16 protein-coding genes are annotated in these 18,479 nt (G+C 66.8%); all 16 read right to left on the reverse strand.

The genetic code is table 11. From position 1 onward, the window contains the following. Complete coding sequence (locus WS45_RS24785; protein WP_059467138.1) at window positions 1–795, reverse strand: ABC transporter substrate-binding protein; 795 nt, start codon at window positions 793–795, stop codon at window positions 1–3. A gap of 355 nt (window positions 796–1,150) precedes the next feature. After that, complete coding sequence (gene astE / locus WS45_RS24790; RefSeq protein WP_179950391.1) at window positions 1,151–2,200, reverse strand: succinylglutamate desuccinylase; 1,050 nt, start codon at window positions 2,198–2,200, stop codon at window positions 1,151–1,153. A gap of 7 nt (window positions 2,201–2,207) precedes the next feature. Then, window positions 2,208–3,548: an N-succinylarginine dihydrolase gene (astB, locus tag WS45_RS24795; RefSeq protein ID WP_059702168.1), complete on the reverse strand. Its 1,341-nt coding sequence runs from the start codon at window positions 3,546–3,548 to the stop codon at window positions 2,208–2,210. Between the two features lie 14 nt (window positions 3,549–3,562). After that, on the reverse strand, window positions 3,563–5,026 hold the full coding sequence (gene astD / locus WS45_RS24800; protein WP_059702170.1) for a succinylglutamate-semialdehyde dehydrogenase: 1,464 nt from the start codon (window positions 5,024–5,026) through the stop codon (window positions 3,563–3,565). Between the two features lie 7 nt (window positions 5,027–5,033). Next, window positions 5,034–6,080 (reverse strand): arginine N-succinyltransferase, encoded by a 1,047-nt coding sequence (gene astA, locus WS45_RS24805; RefSeq protein ID WP_059702173.1) that lies wholly within the window; start codon window positions 6,078–6,080, stop codon window positions 5,034–5,036. Then, window positions 6,077–7,144, reverse strand: coding sequence for an arginine/ornithine succinyltransferase subunit alpha (gene aruF / locus WS45_RS24810; RefSeq protein WP_059702175.1), 1,068 nt, complete (start codon window positions 7,142–7,144; stop codon window positions 6,077–6,079). Before aruF ends, astA begins: the two co-directional genes overlap by 4 nt. 30 nt (window positions 7,145–7,174) lie before the next feature. Then, window positions 7,175–8,407, reverse strand: coding sequence for an aspartate aminotransferase family protein (locus WS45_RS24815; RefSeq protein ID WP_059523648.1), 1,233 nt, complete (start codon window positions 8,405–8,407; stop codon window positions 7,175–7,177). 942 nt (window positions 8,408–9,349) lie between these two features. Continuing rightward, a complete protein-coding gene (locus WS45_RS24820; protein ID WP_059691111.1) occupies window positions 9,350–10,393 on the reverse strand; it encodes a GlxA family transcriptional regulator in 1,044 nt (347 codons plus the stop codon). Window positions 10,394–10,414: 21 nt separating this feature from the next. After that, window positions 10,415–11,215, reverse strand: a complete 801-nt coding sequence (locus tag WS45_RS24825; protein WP_006488736.1) for an ABC transporter ATP-binding protein — start codon at window positions 11,213–11,215, stop codon at window positions 10,415–10,417. Between the two features lie 21 nt (window positions 11,216–11,236). Beyond that, window positions 11,237–11,950, reverse strand: coding sequence for an ABC transporter permease (locus WS45_RS24830; protein WP_059447650.1), 714 nt, complete (start codon window positions 11,948–11,950; stop codon window positions 11,237–11,239). Beyond that, window positions 11,947–12,636 carry an ABC transporter permease gene (locus WS45_RS24835; protein WP_059523652.1) on the reverse strand — a complete coding sequence of 230 codons (690 nt, stop codon included), beginning with the start codon at window positions 12,634–12,636 and terminating at the stop codon, window positions 11,947–11,949. Before WS45_RS24835 ends, WS45_RS24830 begins: the two co-directional genes overlap by 4 nt. 265 nt (window positions 12,637–12,901) lie before the next feature. Further along, window positions 12,902–13,459 carry a hypothetical protein gene (locus WS45_RS24840; protein ID WP_059691110.1) on the reverse strand — a complete coding sequence of 186 codons (558 nt, stop codon included), beginning with the start codon at window positions 13,457–13,459 and terminating at the stop codon, window positions 12,902–12,904. Between the two features lie 87 nt (window positions 13,460–13,546). Further along, on the reverse strand, window positions 13,547–14,587 hold the full coding sequence (locus WS45_RS24845; protein WP_059702197.1) for an HpnL family protein: 1,041 nt from the start codon (window positions 14,585–14,587) through the stop codon (window positions 13,547–13,549). Further along, complete coding sequence (gene hpnK, locus WS45_RS24850) at window positions 14,584–15,459, reverse strand: hopanoid biosynthesis-associated protein HpnK (RefSeq protein ID WP_059702177.1); 876 nt, start codon at window positions 15,457–15,459, stop codon at window positions 14,584–14,586. Before hpnK ends, WS45_RS24845 begins: the two co-directional genes overlap by 4 nt. A 3-nt stretch (window positions 15,460–15,462) precedes the next feature. Then, window positions 15,463–16,905: a hopanoid biosynthesis associated radical SAM protein HpnJ gene (gene hpnJ, locus WS45_RS24855; RefSeq protein ID WP_306426965.1), complete on the reverse strand. Its 1,443-nt coding sequence runs from the start codon at window positions 16,903–16,905 to the stop codon at window positions 15,463–15,465. A 166-nt stretch (window positions 16,906–17,071) separates the two neighbouring features. Beyond that, entirely contained in the window at window positions 17,072–18,247 is a 1,176-nt protein-coding gene (gene hpnI / locus WS45_RS24860; protein WP_059691107.1) for a bacteriohopanetetrol glucosamine biosynthesis glycosyltransferase HpnI, read from the reverse strand. Window positions 18,248–18,479 lie beyond the last annotated feature (232 nt).

Below are 18,479 nucleotides of genomic sequence, written 5' to 3' on the forward strand. Positions count from 1 at the left end.
TTACTTGAGCGTGACCGGCACGCTGAAGTACTTCTTCGCGAGGTTGTCGATCGTGCCGTCGGCCTTCAGTTCCTTCAGCGCCTGATCGAGCGCCGTCTTCAGCGCCGCGTCGTTCTTGCGCAGACCGAAACCGACGCCCGAGCCGAGGATCTCCGCATCGCTGACCGTGCCGCCGGCGAAGCCGAAGCCCTGGCCTTGCGGCTTCGACAGGAAGCCCTTCGAGCCCGCTTCCGAATCCTGGAACGTCGCGTCGAGACGGCCCGACTTCAGGTCGGCGTAGGCCAGGTCCTGCGTCTGGTACGGCACGACGTCGACGCCGGCCGGCGCCCACTTCTTCTTCGCGTACGCTTCCTGGATCGTGCCCTGCAGCACGCCGACGCGCTTGCCCTTCAGCGCTTGCGGGGTCGGCAGCAGGCCGCTGCCCTGCTTCGCGATCAGCTGGTTCGGAATCGTGTAGATCGGATCGGTGAACGCGATCGCGTGCTTGCGCTGATCGGTGATCGTCATGTCCGAGTTGATCGCATCGAACTTGCGCGCCTGCAGCGCGGGGATCAGGCCGTCGAAGTCGTTCTCGACCCACACGCACTTCGTCTTCAGCTTCGCGCACACCGCGTTGCCGATGTCGATGTCGAAGCCGGTCAGCTTGCCGTCGGGCGTCTTGTATTCGAACGGCGCGTACGAGGCCTCGACGCCGAACCGGATCTCCTTCAGATCCGCAGCCATCGCGCTGCCTGCCGCCACGGCCGATGCCGCCACTACCGCGTGCGCGGCCACTTTACGCCAATCCAACTTCATCAGGTGTTCTCCTCGATACTCGAATGTTCCGGAACTACGGGCGCATGCATCATTGCAGGGTCGGATGACAACGACAATGCCGATGCCGCGCCTTGATGCGGCGCAACAGCCGCAAGGCCGCGATTGTACCAATCCGCGCGGCCCGACACGGCAAAGCGGCCGCCGGCGCACGATGCTGCACTGCATGCGCGATGACGGCCGGATGCGCCGTCGAACTTGCAAGACGATGTCGCAAATACGCAAGGCGCGACGCGCGGGCCGTCTGCGCGGCGTGCGGGCGTCGACGCAATTCAGGGATGCCGCGGGACGATGCGCGGGCGACGGATCGCCGCAGCCGCGCGCAGCCGTTTTTTTGTCAGACGAGTGCGGCGAGCGTCTCGCGCGTCGTGTCGACGACGAGCAGGCCCGCGCGCAAACCCGGCTTCACGGTCGGATTCGGAAACACGATGCGCTCCTCGTCGTGCTGCACCGTGTAGCGATAGTCGCCGTCCTGCGCGAGCACGGTGCCGCGCGCGAACGCGGTGAAGTTCGCGACGTCGGCCGCGACGAACAATTCGAGCGCGTCGCTCTGCTTCGTGATCTGGTCGATGACGGTGAACACGCGCGGCAACCGCGGATGGTCGACGTCGCGCGGCGTATGGCCGCCCCACCCGCCCGAGACGAGCTTGCGCACCGCGCGGTCCGCCGGCGCGAAGCGCGACAGATCGTTCTGGCCGAACGGCCGCACTTTGCCGAGTTCGAGCGTGCATGCGAGCGTGCCGCAATGCTCGGCCGTGTAATGCGAATACGTATTGCCTTTCGCGGTATGCAGCAGCACGGCCGCGATGCGCGCATCGCCGAGCCATTCGATCATCGCGCGGGTCGGCGGCGTGCCCGTGTGCGGCAGCAGCGCGAACTGCTCGAACACCGATGCGCGGATCGCCGTGTGCATGTCGATGTGCCAGCGCGCGCCGCCCGCCGGCGCGGCCGCGAAGAACGCGGCGGCCGCCGCTTCGAGCTGCACCGCGCGCGGCGCTTCGCGGCTCGCGGGCACTTGCGTGTGGCGGCCGCTGAACAGGCGGTTCAGGTCGTCGTCGAGATAGCGTTCGCCCGCGCGCATCGCCGGCAGGTTGCCGAGCACGACGAGCAATCGGCACGCGAGCGGCAGCGTGGCCGCCGCGAGATCGCGCACGAGCATCGACAGCAGCTCGATCGGCGCGGTCTCGTCGCCATGCACGCCGGCCGACACGAGCACGCTCGCCGCGTCGCCGGCCCCGTCGGCCAGCGCCGGCTCGAGCTGGAGCAACCCGTCGCCGAGCCATTGCCAGCGCACCGCACCGTCCGCGCACGTGCCGTCCGTCACGGCCGGCGCGTCGCCCGCGAGCGTGAACGCGAGGAAATCGTCGAGCAGCGCGGCGGCCGGCATGCGGGACTCAGCGCTGGAAGTCATACAGCGACCCGACACGCAGGATCTGCGTGAGCTCGTCGAGCGCCGTGCGCGATTCGTCGAGCAGCGTCGGATCGGCGAGGTCTTCCGGGGCAAGACGATCGCGGTAATGCTTTTCGATCCACGCGTCGAGCGACGCGAACAGCGTGTCGTTGATCCACACGTTCGACGTGACGGCCGCACGCTCGGCTTCGTTCAGCACGACGCGCAGGCGCAGGCACGCGGGGCCGCCGCCGTTCTTCATGCTTTCGCGCAGGTCGAACACCAGCACGTCGCGGATCGGGCCGTTGCCGGCCGCGAGCTGATCCAGATAAGCGGCGACGTTCGCGTTCTCGCGGCATTCCTGCGGCACGACGAGCACCTGCGAGCCGTCCGCGCGCGACAGCAACTGGCTGTTGAACAGATACGACGTCACCGCGTCGTTCACGCTCACGGCCGCATCGGGCACCTCGATCACGTTCAGCCGCGCGCCGCGCGCATCGAGCGTGGCCGTCAGCGTGTCATAGATCGCCTGCTTGTTGACGAACGCACGCTCGTGCGTGAACAGCGTGTCGCGGTTGCCCACCGAGATCACGTCGTTGTGGAACACGCCTGCATCGATCACGTCCGGATCCTGCTGCGCGTAGACCGTCGCCGTTTCGGCGAGACCGTGGCGATGCGCGACCGCGCGGCTCGCCTCGAAGGTCTGGCGCGCCGGGAAGCGCTTCGGCTCCGGGCCGCGGCGGTATTCCGAGCGGCCGTACACGAAGAACTCGACGCCCGGCTGGCCGTATTCCGCGCAAAAGCGCGTATGGTTCGCGGCCCCCTCGTCGCCGAGTGCCGGCGTGCCCGTCAGCGCCTCGTGCACCGCGAAGTGCGCGGGATCGGCGAACAGCGTCGACAGCGTGCGGCGCGTCGCCTCGTGCTCGATCGCGCGATGCAGCTTGCTGCACAGGTTGGCCGGCGTGAAGTGCACGCGGCCGTCGCTCGTGTCGGCCGACGGGCTGACGGTGGCCGCATTCGCGGTCCACATCGCCGACGCCGAGCTCGCCGCGGCGAGCAATTCGGGCGCCTGCTTCGCGGCCTTCGCGATCACGTCCGCGTCCTTGCCGGAGAAGCCGAGCTCGCGCAACAGGCGCAGCGACGGGCGCTCCTGCGGCGGCAGCACGCCTTGCGCGAAACCGAGATCCGCGAGCTGCTTCATCTTGCGCAGCCCCTGCTTCGCGGCGGCCTTCGGGTTCGCGGCCGACTTCTCGTTGTTGAGCGACGCCACGTTGCCGAACGACAGCCCGGCGTAGTTGTGGGTCGGGCCGACGAGTCCGTCGAAATTGGCTTCTTGTGCGTTCATCGTCGTTCCCTCGATCAGAAATGCAGGCCCGGCGACGGGCTCGCGGGCAAGGTCAATTCGGCGCTTTCCACCGACGCCATCGGATACGCGCAATAGTCGGCCGCGTAGTACGCGCTCGGCCGATGGTTGCCCGAGCGGCCCGTGCCGCCGAACGGCGCGGCCGACGATGCACCGTTGGTCGGGCGGTTCCAGTTGACGATCCCCGCACGGATCGTGCGGCGGAAGTGGTCCCATGCGTGCGCGTCGTCGGCCAGCAGGCCGGCGGACAGGCCGAACGCCGTGTCGTTCGCGCGCGCGATCGCTTCGTCGAACGTCGCGTAGCGGACGATCTGCGCGAGCGGGCCGAAGTGCTCTTCGTCGGGCAGGTTCGCCACGCCGGTCACGTCGAGGATCGACGCATTCACGAAACCCAGGCGCGGATCGCGCTGCGTCATCGCGATGATCGGCTTCGCGCCCTGCTCGACCAGCCGCGACTGCGCGTCGACGAGCTTCGCGGCCGCGCGGGCCGAGATCACCGCGCCCATGAACGGTTGCGGATCGGCGTCGAACACGTCGGCCGTGATCTTCGACGTGACGTCGGCGAAACGTGCGAGGAAGCGGTCGCCGAACGCGCCTTGCGGCACGAAGATGCGGCGTGCGCACGTGCAGCGCTGGCCGGCCGACAGGAACGCCGACTGGATCGTGTGATGCACGGCCGCGTCGATGTCCTCGACTTCGCCGATCACGAGCGGGTTGTTGCCGCCCATCTCGAGCGCGAGCACGATTTCCGGACGGCCGCCGAACTGCTTGTGCAGCAGCGTGCCGGTGTCCGAACTGCCGGTGAAGAACAGCCCGTCGATCTGCCGATGATTCGCGAGCGCGATGCCCGTGTCCTTCTCGCCCTGCACGAGGTTCAGCACGCCGGCCGGCAGCCCGGCCTCCTGCCACACCTCGACCGTCGCGCGCGCGACGCCCGGCGCGAGCTCCGACGGCTTGAACACAACCGTGTTGCCCGCGATCAGCGCCGGCACGATATGGCCGTTCGGCAAGTGGCCGGGGAAGTTGTACGGGCCGAACACCGCGACGACGCCGTGCGGACGATGGCGCAGCACCGCGACGCCGTCGGCCATGCCCTGGCGCTTCTCGCCGGTGCGTTCCTGGTAGGCCTGGATCGAGATGCCGACCTTCGCGGCCATCGCCGCGACTTCGGTGCGCGCTTCCCACAGCGGCTTGCCCGTCTCGCGGCCGATCGCGGTGGCGATCGCTTCCTTGCGCTCTGTGAGCAGCGCCGCGAAGCGCTTGACGATCGCGCAGCGCGATTCGAAGTCGAGTGCTGACCAGCCGGCGAATGCGCGACGCGCGCTCGCGACCGCGCCGTCGACGTCGACCGCCGATGCGCTGCCGCCCTGCCATGCGATCGCGTCGGTGCCCGGGTTGCGCGAAGCGAAGACGGGGCCCGAGCCTGCGACCCAGGCGCCGTCGATGAAGAGTTCCGTCATGATTCGTTTATCCCTGTTTGACTTTGAGCGGCAGCACGCGAACCGGATCGCCGGCCTTCACGTCGAGCGCGGCGGCATCCTCGGCCGACAGCACGAACGCGCCATTCGCGACCACGCCCGGCGCGACGCCGACGCGGAAATCGCCGAGCGACGTATTCGACACGAGCGACTTCGGCGAATGGCCGCCCGGCGCATCGTCTCCGACGTCCGGCTCGCCGATCGCGACCGGCACGACGACGCTTTCGCGCACCGTGCGCAGGTCGTTGACGTGGCATTCGAGCACCGGGCCCGCGTCGAAGATGTCGACGTGATTCTGGTAGCGCAGCCCCTCCGCCTCGAGCATCTTGCGGGCCGGCAGCGTGTCGCGGTGCGTGAGGCCGACCGCGTCCTGCGCGTCCTGCGGCAGCAGGTCGACGTACACCGGATAGCGTGGCATCAGTTCCGCGAGGAACGACTTGCGGCCGTGCGAGCTGAGGTAGTCGGCCGCGTTGAAATCGATCTGGTAGAAGTGCGAACCGACCGCGCGCCAGAACGGCGACGTGCCGTCGTCGTCGAAGTGGCCGCGCAGCTCCGCGCAGATGCGTTCCGGAAAGCGGTCGCGGAACTGCGCGATGAACATGAAGCGCGAGCGCGACAGCAGGCCGCCGACGCCGCCCGTGCGATAGCGCGGGCTCAGGAACAGCGAGCACACTTCCGCATAGCCCGTCAGGTCGTGCGAGATGTTCAGCGCGTGCATCCGCGTCCACACGCCGAGCTCCTGGCTCGCATGCACGACCGTGCTCACGCGATAGTTGTAGAACGGCTGCTCGAGGCCGACCTGCGACTCGATCCCGCACACGCCCGCGATGTCGCCCGTCTTCGACTCTTCCATCACGAAGAAGTAGCCGGCTTCGCCCGGCGCGGCCTCGCCGTCGAGCGTGCGGCGCGTGCGTTCGATGCGCGCGGCGAGCGCGTCGCGATCGGGCTTGAACGTGGTCAGGCCCGGCCCGGTTTCCTTCGCGAGCGATACGAGCGCGTCGACGTCGCCCGTTTGTACGACCCGAACGACGATCATGCTGCGTCTCCCTTCATGTCTTCATCGTCGCGGCGGTGCAGCGGCACGCAGCGCACGACGTCACCCTCCTTCACATCGAGCGCCGCGCGCACGTCGCCGGCCAGCGGCGCATGGGCGCCCCGCGCTTCGGCCGTGTCGCCCGGCAGGTCGGCCAGCACGCAGCGGAACGATTCGCCGCTGCCGGTCGACACCATGTATGCGACGTCGCCCTGCTGGTGCGCGGCCTCGCGCACGACGCGCTCCGCGCCGTGCTTCACGCACGCGGTGCGGTCGACCTGCGCGGTCAACACCGGGCCCGCGTCGAAGATGTCGACGAAGCGGTCCGGCTCGAAGCCTTCCTCGAGATGGATGTCATACGCGAGCAGCGCCGATTCGTTCGGCTCGCCGAGCACGCGCTGCGCGGCTTCCGGCAGCAGCGGCACGTAAAGCGGATACGCCGGCATCACTTCCGCGATGAACGTGCGGCTGCGACCGCCCGACGCGATGTCGACGTCGGTGAAGTTGCGGCCGAAGAACTTGCGGCCCACCGCTTCCCAGAACGGCGATGCGCCCGTGCCGTCGCTCACGCCGAGCAGCAGCGTGAACACTTCCGGCGTGAAGCGGCGGCGGTTCGCGGCGATGTACATCATCCGCGCGCGCGAGATCAGGTGCGCGGCCGCGTCGCCGCGCAGCGACGGATCGACGTAGAAGCCGGCCAGCCGGCTCTTGCCGGTCAGCTCGTGCGACATCGTGAGCGCGTGGATCTTGCGGTTCACGTGCAGCTCGCGCGACGCGTGGATCAGTGCGTCGTTGCGGAACGCGTAGAACGGTTCCGAGTAGCCGGCCGCGGCCACGATGCTCGCCGTGCCGAGCAGCTTGCCCGTCGACGAATCCTCGAGCACGAAGAGGTAGAACTCCTCGCCGGCGAAGTCGACGTCCGCGCGAAACGAATCCTCGGAGAGCGCCACGCGCGCTTCGAGCGCCGCGCGGTCGTGCGGCAGCGAGTGCAGGACCGGCTGCGCGGTGCGCGCCATGTGCGCGAGCGCATCGAGATCCGTGAGTTTGCCGGGGCGAACAAATAGCATCGTCGTTCCTGTCTGCGATGGGTGCGCCGATCAGCGCGCGGTGGCTTCCTGGGCCGCGAGCACCTGCTCGACCGCCTTCTCGAAGCGCTTCACGCCTTCGTCGAGCAGGTCGAACGGGATCACGAGCGACGGGACGAAGCGCAGCACGTTCGGGCCGGCGATCAGCATGATCAGGCCGTTCTCGGCGGCGGCGGTGACGAAGTCCTTCGCGCGGCCGTCGAATGCGGCGGTGAGTTCCGCGCCGACCAGCAGGCCCTTGCCGCGGACGTCCTTGAAGATGCCAAAGCGTGCGTTGATGCGTTCCAGCGCGCCCTTCAGTCGCACGCTGCGTTCGCGCACGCCTTCGAGGAGTGCCGGGTCGCCGATCAGTTCGACGACCTTGTCCGCGATCGCCGACGCGAGCGGGTTGCCGCCGTACGTCGTGCCGTGCACGCCGACCTTGAAGTGCGCGGCCAGTTCGTTCGTCGTCAGCATCGCGCCGATCGGGAAGCCGTTGCCGAGCGCCTTCGCGGTCGTGAGGATGTCCGGCGTGACGCCCGTGTCCATGTACGCGTAGAACTGGCCCGTGCGGCCGACGCCCGTTTGCACTTCGTCGAAGATCAGCAGTGCGTCGTTGGCGTCGCAGGCTTCGCGCAGTGCCTTCAGGAAGGCCGGATCGGCCGGGATCACGCCGCCCTCGCCCTGCACCGGCTCGACGATCACCGCGCAGGTTTGCGGGCCGATCGCGGCCTTGGCGGCTTCGATGTCGTTGAACGGCAGGTGCTTGATGCCTTCAGGCACCGGGCCGAAACCTTCCGAGTATTTCGGCTGGCCGCCGACGCTGACCGTGAAGAACGTGCGGCCGTGGAACGACTGGACGAACGACACGATTTCGTATTTGTCGGCGCCGTGGCGGTCGAATGCGACGCGGCGTGCGAGCTTCAGGGCGGCTTCGTTCGCTTCGGCGCCCGAGTTCGCGAAGAACGCGCGGTCGGCGAAGGTCAGGGATTCGAGGCGCTTCGCGAGGCGCAGCACCGGCTCGTTCGTGTAGCCGTTGCCGATGTGCCAGAGCTTGCGGCCTTGTTCGTCCAGAACCTTCAGCAGTTCCGGGTGGCCGTGGCCCAGCGACGTCACCGCGATGCCGCACGCGAAATCCACGTATTCGCGGCCGGCCGTGTCCCACACGCGCGAGCCCTCTGCACGGTCCGGCACGAACGGCGCGGGGGAGAATACCGGCACCATCACTTCGTCGAATGTCTGGCGGGTCACGGTCGAGGTCGTCATGGTCGTTCCTTTCGGTTTCGTAAGAGGGTTCAACAGGATCAAGTTTAGGTAAGGGTGACGCAAGCGTCTTGCGGATTTGCGACGGGTTCTATCGGAAGCGGATGGTTCGGCGTATTTTGCCCTTTCGGCGGGGGTGGTTTTTTTTGTGGGCTTTATTTGGGGTCGTTTGGTGGTGCGTGGTTTGTTGGCGTGAAGCACCTGGGGGCGTGTCGGTCTATTAGCGTTGCCCCTGCGCGGGGCGGCGGTTACTTTTCTTTGTCTTGCCAAAGAAAAGTAACCAAAAGAAAGGCGCTCGGATAACGCATGACCTCCCGGTGCCGTGGTCATCCAAGTGGCCCTCGCCTAAGTGTCCGCGCCAGGCTGGAACCCGGAGTGGTTCGAGCAATGGGTCTGACATCACTCGCCACCACACGGAGCGGTATACCGCCCGCTCGCTCCATCCTCGCTTCGCTCGGCTGCAAGGTTCTTCAGCCGCAATTCATGAGCCCGCGCGTCATCTGGAACGCCCACTGATCAGTTCGCCGAATCAGTGAGGCATCCGCTGCATAGCGATGACAAATTCGATTTATTGGATCGATGTGCTACCCACCACGATTCTGGAAAACATTCGTCCAACCGCGTTGAAAAAGGGATGGGTGGACCTGTCGGCCGAGCGAAGCGAGGACGGAGCGAGCGGGCGGTATACCGCTCTGTGGAGTGGTGAGTGATGTCAGACCCATTGCTCGAACCACTCCGGGTTCCCGCCTGGCGCGGACACTTAGGCGAGGGCCACTTGGATGACCACGGCACCGGGAGGTCATGCGTTATCCGAGCGCCTTTCTTTTGGTTACTTTTCTTTGGCAAGACAAAGAAAAGTAACCGCCGCCCCGCGCAGGGGCGACGCTAATAGACCGACACGATCCCAGGTGCTTCACGCCAACAAACCGCGCACCGCAAAAAACCTCAATCCTTGCCACCACGCTCGACCAGCGCCCCCCCACGAGGCTCACTCCCCCCGCCGGTCTGCTTCTCGAGCCACGCTCGCCGATCTTCCCGAGGCGTCACACCAAACCGCTCGCGATAAGCATTAGAAAAATGCGCAGCAGAAGAGAACCCACAAGCGAGACTGACCTGAACCACCGACTTGCTAGTCCGCTGCAACTGCGTCCTGGCCTTGAGCAACCGGAGATTGAGGTAATACTTCGAGGGCATCGCCCCGAGATACTGGCGAAAAAGCCTTTCGAGCTGCCGCCGGGAAACGCCCACGAGCCCGGCGATCTCATCGGTCGTCAAGGGATCCTCGACATTGGCTTCCATCAACAGCAGCGCATCGTTCAGCCGAGGATGCCGCTCGCCCGGCGCGGTCACGAAAGGAATCCGCTGCCGCTCCTCGCCGCTGCGCAGCGTGCCGGCCCCGAGCGCATCGGCAATGCGCTCACCCAGATCCGCCCCGTGTTCCCGGCCGATCATGGCCAGCATGAAATCGACGGTCGCCTGCCCGCCCGCACAGGTCGCCCGATCGCGATCGATCTCGAAGATCTGCTGCGTGACGATCGACCGCTCGAATTGTTCGGCGAACTGCTGATATGTCTCCCAGTTCACGCTCACGCGATATCCGGAAAGCTGCCCGGCCATCGCGAGCCACCACACGCCGTGGTGAATCCCGGTCACAACCGGCGTGCGCTGCCCGACCCGCGCGAGACTCGCGAGAAACAACCGATAGTCCGCAAACTGCTGAAACCGCTCCGACACGACGATCAGCCAGTCGCACGCGATCGCATCGTTGAACGCCGCATCGGCATGCCACTGCGCACCGCCGGCGAGCGGCACCGGCCGCCCATCCCACGAACACACCTGCCAGCGATACAGCAAGCGCCCGTCGATCTCGTTCGCGAGATGCAATGCATCGACGATCGGACCCACACCCGACATCGACACGGGCGGCAATGCAACGATCGCCACCTGCGTCGTGCGGGTGGCGCCTGCGGGACGAGACACCGGTACCACGTATGAAACCCGCCTTTCGCGTTACTTGAGACTGCCCGACAGGAACTGCTTCAGACGCTCGCTCTGCGGACGCACCAGCACCTCCTTCGGATCGCCCTCTTCCTCGGTCCGCCCCTGATGCAGGAACATCACGTGATTCGACACGTTGCGCGCAAAACCCATCTCGTGCGTGACGACGATCATCGTGCGGCCTTCCTCGGCCAGCTTCTGCATCACCTTCAGCACTTCGCCGACCAGTTCCGGGTCGAGCGCCGAAGTCGGCTCGTCGAACAGCATCACGTCGGGATGCATCGCCAGCGCGCGCGCGATCGCGACGCGCTGCTGCTGGCCGCCCGACAGATGCGACGGATACTGCTTCTCGACGCGCGGCGGCAAGCCGACCTTCTCCAGGTACTCGCGCGCACGCTCCTCGGCTTCCTTCTTCGAAATGCCGAGCACGTGCACCGGCGCTTCCATCACGTTCTCGAGCACGTTCATGTGCGCCCACAGATTGAAGTGCTGGAACACCATCGCAAGCTTCGTGCGGATGCGCTGCAACTGCTTGTGATCGGCAACCTCGAGCGCGCCGGCGCGGTCGGTCTTCGTGCGCACGGCCTCGCCGTCGACGACGATCTGCCCCGCATTCGGCCGCTCGAGAAAATTGATGCAGCGCAGGAACGTGCTCTTGCCCGAACCGCTCGCGCCGATGATGCTGATGACGTCGCCCGCCTTCGCGTTCAGCGACACGCCCTTGAGCACCTCGTTATCGCCATAGCGCTTGTGAATGTCGACGGCGGCAAGCTTGACGGAAGCGGACGCGCTCGTTTGAGTGATCTCGGCCAACTGGCTCTCCTCGAAGTGAAATCAATGACGGCCGGCCGCGAGATACGCGAGCCAGTGGCGCTCCGCCCGGCGAAATGCCGCGACGAGTGCGAACGATACCGCAAGATAGATCAGCGCGGCGATTCCGAACGACTGGAACGCCATGTAGGTCGCGGAATTGGCGTCGCGCGCGACCTTCAGGATGTCGGGCACGGTCGCCGTGAACGCGACGGTGGTCGCATGCAGCATCAGGATCACCTCGTTGCTGTACAGCGGCAGCGCGCGGCGCAGCGCCGACGGCAGGATCACCCGGCGGTACATCGTGAACGGCGACATACCGTAAGCACGCGCCGCCTCGACCTCGCCGTGCGGAATCGCGCGAATCGCGCCGGCGAAGATCTCGGTCGTGTACGCGCAGGTGTTCAGCGCGAACGCGAGGATCGCGCAATTGAAACCGCTGCGGAAAAACGCGTCGAGCAGCGAGTGCGACCGCACGAACTCGAGGCTGTACATGCCCGTGTACATCAGCAGCAGCTGCACGTAGAGCGGCGTGCCGCGGAACACGTACGTGTAGAACCGCACCGGCATCGACAGCCACTTCTTCTTCGACACGCGCGCGACCGCGAGCGGCACCGCGCACACGAAGCCGAGCGAAATCGACGCGACGAGCAGCCACAGCGTCACCGCAAGGCCGGAGAGGCGCTGGCCGTCCCAGTAAAGGAACGCCTGGCCGAATTCCTGGAGGATCTCGATCATAGTTCTGCGTGCCGCACGCCCATGGAATAACGCTTCTCGAGCTGGATCAGCACGAGGTTGGAAACGGTCGTGATCGCGAGGTAGATCAGCGCCGCGACGAGGATGAAGAAGAACATGTTGAACGTGCTCTTGCCGGCGTCCTGCGCGGCCTTCACGACGTCCGCGAGACCGATGATCGACACCAGCGCGGTCGCCTTCACGAGCACCTGCCAGTTGTTGCCGATGCCGGGCAGCGCGAAACGCATCATCTGCGGAAACATGATCCGCACGAACACGCGCATCCCGCTCATCCCGTACGCCGCGCCGGCCTCGAGCTGGCCGCGCGGCACCGACAGGAACGCCCCGCGGAACGTCTCGGTGAAGTACGCGCCGTAGATGAAGCCGAGCGTCAGCACGCCGGCGACGAACGGGTCGATGTCGATCTGGTCCCAGCCGACGAGGTCGGTGAACTGGTTCAGCCAGATCTGGATGCTGTAGAACAGCAGCAGCATCAGGACGAGATCGGGCACCGAGCGGATCAGCGTCGTATAACCGGTCGCGATCGCTCGCAGCACCCGGTTGTGCGACAGCTTCGCCACCGCGCCGATCAGCCCCAGCGCCACCGCAGCGGCGAGCGACAGCACCGACAGCTCGATGGTCTGCACGGTGCCGGCCCAGAGGACAGGACCAAAGCCGTAAAGGAACACGCGCGTCTCCAGTGTTGATATGAACACCGGCACGCATACCTTCCCGCGCCGGGCTGACGCGGATAGTCGCAAGCGAAATTGATTGCCTCAAATCACAGTGCATGCGATTGCTGCGTCGCAGCAATTCGTCGCACCATTTGCAGGCAAGGCCTACGCCACTGTTTCAAAAGGAAAAAAGCCGCTTCCTGACAGTCGGATGACATGCAGGGAAGCGGACTTTTTGCAATTTTCCGGTCGCTTTTTCGATATAGCGCCGCGGGTGGTCTCACCGCCCCTTCAGGATGTCGGAGCGCGAAGTCGTATAGACAAGCCCGTCCGGGCCGAAATGAACGTTAAAGAATGCGTCGGTGTTCACGCCGTCCTCGAGCCAGCGCCAGCTCCACACCGTCTCGGGCTTCAGCGGATACTGCGCGATGTCGCCCGGCTTGCCGAGCAGGCGTCGCACTTCGTCCTCGGTCATTCCGGGACGCACCTTCGCGAAGTTCTCGGCGGTCAGCACCTGCGTCGCGCCCGTGTAGTGCCCGCTCGCGTCGAGGTCGACGAACCAGGTCTGGTTGCCCATCGGGCCGCGCGGATATTCGAGGCGCTTCGAGCCGTCGGTGAACGCGCGCTCGGTCTCGGGCTTGCCCATCGTGGCGCGCACGTCGGCTTCGGTCGATACGCCGGCCTTCAGCCCCTTGAGCAGCAGCGGCGCCGGCTTGATCGCGTTGAAAAAGTCCCTGATACGTTGCACGTCGAGATTGCCTTGCTTGTCGTCGCAGCCGGTCAGCGCCAGCGCGGCGGCCAGCATCGTCACGGGAAGCAGCCGGAAACGGAAAATCATCGGAAGAAATGCGCGTCGAGAAAACACGCGGCAAGGATACCCGTGCAACGCCAAAAGCGCGAGACGGGCGCGCGGCCCGTCTCGTGTTCACTGCATCGTTTCGGTTTGCACCTCGGCCTCGCGGCGTGCCTGCGGGGTGCGCGCCCCGGCTGGCACCGCCTTGATCCGGCGGCGCGTGCGCACCAGTTCGGCCAGTTGCCACGAACCGAGCGCCAGGCAGCCGAACAGCACCTCGCGGCCGCGCTTGACCAGCGCGAGCGACAGCGCCGTCTCGCGATCGACGCCGAACATCTGCGCGAGCAGCACGACGGTCGCCTCCTGCACGCCGAGGCCGCCCGGTACCATGAATGCCGCATGCCGCACGGCCTGCGTCATCGCCTCGATCGCGATCGCGCCGCCGATCGATACCGGATGGCCGAGCAGCGCGAGCGCCCAGTAGATTTCGAGCGCGCCGAGCACGTAGCCGGACAACTGCCAGAAGAACGCGCTGAACAGCAGCGACGTGCGCGACATCAGCGCGTCGATGTCGCCATCGAGGCGGCGGCCGTCGACGCCCTGCAGCAACCGGTGCGAATCGCCGAGCAGACGCCCCGCGAACCGCTCGATCGCATGGAAGATCCCGCCGCGACGCATCAACACGACGCCGAGCACCGGCAGCGGGAGCGTCAGCAGCAGCGCGAGGCCGATCGTGCCGCCGCCCATGTCGTGCGTCGTCGCGAGCAGCAGCACGAGGCCGAGCGCGGCGAATGCATACTGGACGACGATCGTCACCAGCACCTCGACGATCACCGACGCGGTCACGCGGCTCGCGTCGGGCACCTGCCAGCGCGCCATCCGGATCCCGACCAGCTCGCCGCCGATCCCGACCACCGGCAGCAGCCGGTTCACGGCTTCGCGCACGGTCGCGACCCACCACAGGAACGGCAGCGACGCGCGCCGGTCGAGCAGCTGGTGCCACGCATACGCGTCGAGCAGCAGCGGCAGCGCGTGGAACGGCACGAGCCACAGCAGCGCGAAACCGGCGCGCTCGAGCATCCGCGTCACGTCGCCGATACCTTCGTGCAAACCGAGCGCGAGCAGGATCCCGATGCCGATCGGCCAGCCGAGCCATTTGATCCACTTGGTCATGACGGCTGCGCCCCCGCTTCGCGCGACGCTCGCGTGCCGCACCGCGCCGCCGGCTGGCCGAACACGTCGGCAAAACCGCCGATCGCGACGCCCGCCGCCTTCAGTGCGGCCGCCACGCGCGGCGACAGCAGCGCGTCCAGTTCGTCGACCGGGCGGTAGTCGGCCATCGTCGGCGTGATCGGGCCGTCGCCCGCTTCCGCCGGATGACAGTAGATCTCGCCGACGCCGGGCGGCAGCGCCGCGAGCGCGTCGAGCAGCACGGCCTCGTCCATCGCGCCCGTATGCTCGATCCCGACCACATAGTCGTTATGCGCGAGCCCCGCGCGGTCGAGCCGCGCGCGCACCAGCGCGATCCACGGCTTGAGCAGCGCGGGCGCGCGCGTTTCGTACGGCAGCCGCACCGCGCGCAGCCCGTAATCGCGGCCGATCTCGATGATCATCGACAGCACGGTCGGATGCAGGTGGAAATGCTTGTGCGCGTTCACGTGGTCGAGCGGCAGGCCGCTCGCCGCGAACGCCTCGAACTGCGCGCGGATCTCGCGGCGCAGCTGCGCACGCACGTGCGGCAGGAAGAAGAAGCGGCAGCCGTCCTTCGCCATCGCATCGCCGAACCGCCCGTCGGGGCCGACGAGCGCGGGAATTTCATGCGCGGGCAGCGTGGCCGGCCCGTCCGCGAGAACGAGGTGCAGACCGACCGCGAGCGACGGCAGCCGCCGCGCGCGGTCGATCGCATCCTGCGCCGCGGGCGCACCGACCATCAGGCTCGCGGCGTTCAGCACGCCGTCGCGATGCGCGCGCTCGACCGCCGCGTTGACGCGCGGGTGCAGCCCGAAGTCGTCCGCGGTGAAGATCAGCGCCCGCTGCGTCGTCACGAATCAGGCCTCGTGCGCGCGCAGGAAGCGGAAGAACTCGACGCCTTCGCGCAGCCGGCGCTTCATCATGTCCCAGCTCGTCAGCATCTCGCGGACGATCTCCCAGATCTTCGACGGACGGAAGTAGAACTGGCGATAGAACTGCTCGAGGTGGTGATAGATCTCGTCGCGCGACAGGTGCGCATAGCCGATCGCCGCCAGCTGCACGCCTTCCTTGCTCACCAGGTTGATGGTCTTGTTCTCTTCCATCCAGCCGTTTTCCACGGCCTGCTTGTAGAGCGTCGTGCCCGGATACGGCGCGGCGAGCGACACCTGGATCGTATGCGGATTGATTTCCTTCGCGTACTCGATCGTCTTCTTGATGGTTTCCTGCGTCTCGCCCGGCAGGCCGAGAATGAAGGTGCCGTGGATCTTGATGCCGAGCTTCTTGCAGTCCGCGCTGAAGCGGCGCGCGAAATCGGTGCGCACGCCCTTCTTGATGTTCACGAGGATCTGGTCGTCGCCGGATTCGAAGCCGACCAGCAGCAGGCGCAGGCCGTTTTCCTTCATGACCTTCAGCGTCTTGTACGGCACGTTCGCCTTCGCGTTGCACGACCACGTCATGCCGAGCTTGCCCAGACCGATGGCGATGGCTTCGGCGCGCGGCAGGTCGTCGGTGAAGGTGTCGTCATCGAACATCAGTTCCTTCACTTCCGGCATGTTGTCGCGGATCCACTTCGCTTCGGCGAGCACGTTCTCGACCGAGCGCGTGCGGTAGCGATGGCCGCTGACCGTCTGCGGCCACAGGCAGAACGTGCAGCGCGACTTGCAGCCGCGGCCCGTATAGATCGACACGTACGGGTAATTCAGGTAGCCGATGAAGTAGTTGTCGATCTTCAGGTCGCGCTTGTAGACGGGCGCAACGAACGGCAGTTCGTCCATGTTCTCGAGGATCGGACGCGCTTCGTTGTGCTCGATCGAGCCGTCCTTCGCGCGCCAGCTCAAGCCCTTGATCTCGGGGAACGGCTTGCCTTCGGCGATTTCCTTGCAGGTGTAATCGAATTCCTCGCGGCACACGAAGTCGATCGCCTCGCTCGCCGTGAGCGAGTTGTGCGGATCGACCATCACCTTCGCGCCCACCATGCCGACCAGCATCGACGGCTTCATCTTCTTGAGATCCTGCGCGAACATCGCGTCGGTCGGGAACGACGGCGTGCTCGTGTGGATGATCACGAGGTCGTAGTCGTTGGCGATCTTCAGCGTCTCTTCGACCGACAGGCCGTCGGCCGGCGCGTCGACGACGCGGCTGCCCGGCACGAGCGCGGCCGGCTGCGCGAGCCACGTCGGGTACCAGAAGGAACGGATTTCGCGCTTCGCCTGGTAGCGCGAGCCGGCTCCGCCGTCGAAGCCGTCATACGAAGGGGCCTGCAAGAACAGCGTTTTCATGAATGCTCCGGTAGCCTGCATAGTTCGATTCGTTTCAACGATTCAGTCAATCAACCGCGGGCCGCCCTGCCGGCGCCCGCCTCTCTGTCATGTCGCGTCGCGCGGCGTTGCCGCGCGGCGCGTCTCGGCCTTCGGGCCGGATTCGATCGGGGCCGGGCGCATGGCCGGCTCCGTCGGGGAACACACCTCAGCGGCCGTCCCCGCCTTCCACTGCCGCCGTCGCGCGTTCACCGCCGACGACCGTCATCCTCGCGCCACGCCACACGACGTGCGTGCCGAACGCGGCCGCGAGCCATTCGAGCGCGAGCAGCGTGTCGCGCACCGCGACGAGCGGCAGATCGCGCCAGAACGCACGCCAGCCGTCCTCGCCGCGCGCGTGCAGCACGAGCCGCCCGAACGCGCCGACGACGGCCGCGCCACCCGCCAGCGTGCCGGCGACGGTGCCGTCGAGACGCAGCGCCAATGCCGCGCCGATCGCGAGCCACGGTACGGTAAACGTGATGAACAGGAACGCGAAGCCGGCCGGATTCAGCGAACGGATCGTGCGCAGCCAGCGCGTCTCGCGGTGCCAGAGCGGCCCGAACGACGGCTCGATCACGTCGGTCGCGACCTCGACCTCGGACAGCACGGTGCGCCGCCCGAGGCGGCGCGGCAGTTCGGCGAGCCAGAAATCGTCGGCCAGTTCGTCCTTCAGCGCGATGAAGCCGCCGATCCGGTCGAGCGTGTCGCGCGTCAGCGCGAGCGTCGCGCCGAAGCCAAAGCGGCTCGAGCGGCCGAGGTGCGTGATCCGTACCGACGGCGCGAACCAGGCATCGACGAACTGCGCACCGATCCGCGTCCAGAACCCGCCGACGCTGCGCGCATGATACAGGCACGTGACGACCCCGACCGACGCATCGGCGAGCGGCGCCGTCACGCGCTCCAGATAATCCGGCTGCACCGCGATGTCGCTGTCCGCGATCACGATGCGGCCGTACTTCGCGCGCTCCGCCAGATTGATCAGGTTGCTGACCTTCAGGTTCTTGCCGTGCACGCGCGCGTCGATCACGAGCGTGATGTCGCATTCCGGATAATCGGCGCGCAGCCGCTCGACCACGGCGATGGCCGGATCGGCCGCCGACGCGACCCCGAACAGCACTTCATGGCGCGGGTGGCGCTGCTCGCAGAACGTCGCGAGGTTCTCGTACAGGTGCGGCTCCGCGCCGCACAGCGGCTTGAGCACGCTGACGGGCTCGAAGCCGTCGCGCGCGGCGGTGCGCGGCGTGCGCGGACGCGGCGCGAACGCGGCAACGAGCGCATAGCCGGCCGCGGCCAGCGTAAACACCGTCAGGAGCCAGTCCAGCAACGTGACGGCCGGCGTCATGCGCGACGCTCTCCGGCAACGCGCGCGCCCTGCCGATCGATCGAACCGGGTTGAACGTGATTGGATATTCCGACAGCAACGAACGCGGGCACGACCCGACTCCTTGTTCCAGCAGCGTCTGTGTAAAGGGGAGGCACGGCCCGGTCCCCGAAGGCGGCCATGCCCGGCTTCGCGTGGCATATCCTCGCGCGATGCCCGGGACGGGATGCGGGAAGATTCGAATAGCTGCCAT

The sequence above is a fragment of the Burkholderia sp. RF2-non_BP3 genome, assembly GCF_001522185.1.
GTDB classification, from domain to species: domain Bacteria; phylum Pseudomonadota; class Gammaproteobacteria; order Burkholderiales; family Burkholderiaceae; genus Burkholderia; species Burkholderia diffusa.

Coding starts and splice junctions, on each gene's coding strand:
- WS45_RS24830 (WP_059447650.1), bottom strand. CDS start 11,950: ATGATCGAGATCCTCCAGGAATTCGGCCAGGCGTTCCTTTACTGGGAC.
- astE (WP_179950391.1), bottom strand. CDS start 2,200: ATGCCGGCCGCCGCGCTGCTCGACGATTTCCTCGCGTTCACGCTCGCG.
- WS45_RS24785 (WP_059467138.1), bottom strand. CDS start 795: ATGAAGTTGGATTGGCGTAAAGTGGCCGCGCACGCGGTAGTGGCGGCA.
- astD (WP_059702170.1), bottom strand. CDS start 5,026: ATGACGGAACTCTTCATCGACGGCGCCTGGGTCGCAGGCTCGGGCCCC.
- astA (WP_059702173.1), bottom strand. CDS start 6,080: ATGATCGTCGTTCGGGTCGTACAAACGGGCGACGTCGACGCGCTCGTA.
- astB (WP_059702168.1), bottom strand. CDS start 3,548: ATGAACGCACAAGAAGCCAATTTCGACGGACTCGTCGGCCCGACCCAC.
- WS45_RS24815 (WP_059523648.1), bottom strand. CDS start 8,407: ATGACGACCTCGACCGTGACCCGCCAGACATTCGACGAAGTGATGGTG.
- hpnI (WP_059691107.1), bottom strand. CDS start 18,247: ATGACGCCGGCCGTCACGTTGCTGGACTGGCTCCTGACGGTGTTTACG.
- WS45_RS24845 (WP_059702197.1), bottom strand. CDS start 14,587: ATGACCAAGTGGATCAAATGGCTCGGCTGGCCGATCGGCATCGGGATC.
- hpnJ (WP_306426965.1), bottom strand. CDS start 16,905: ATGCAGGCTACCGGAGCATTCATGAAAACGCTGTTCTTGCAGGCCCCT.
- WS45_RS24840 (WP_059691110.1), bottom strand. CDS start 13,459: ATGATTTTCCGTTTCCGGCTGCTTCCCGTGACGATGCTGGCCGCCGCG.
- aruF (WP_059702175.1), bottom strand. CDS start 7,144: ATGCTATTTGTTCGCCCCGGCAAACTCACGGATCTCGATGCGCTCGCG.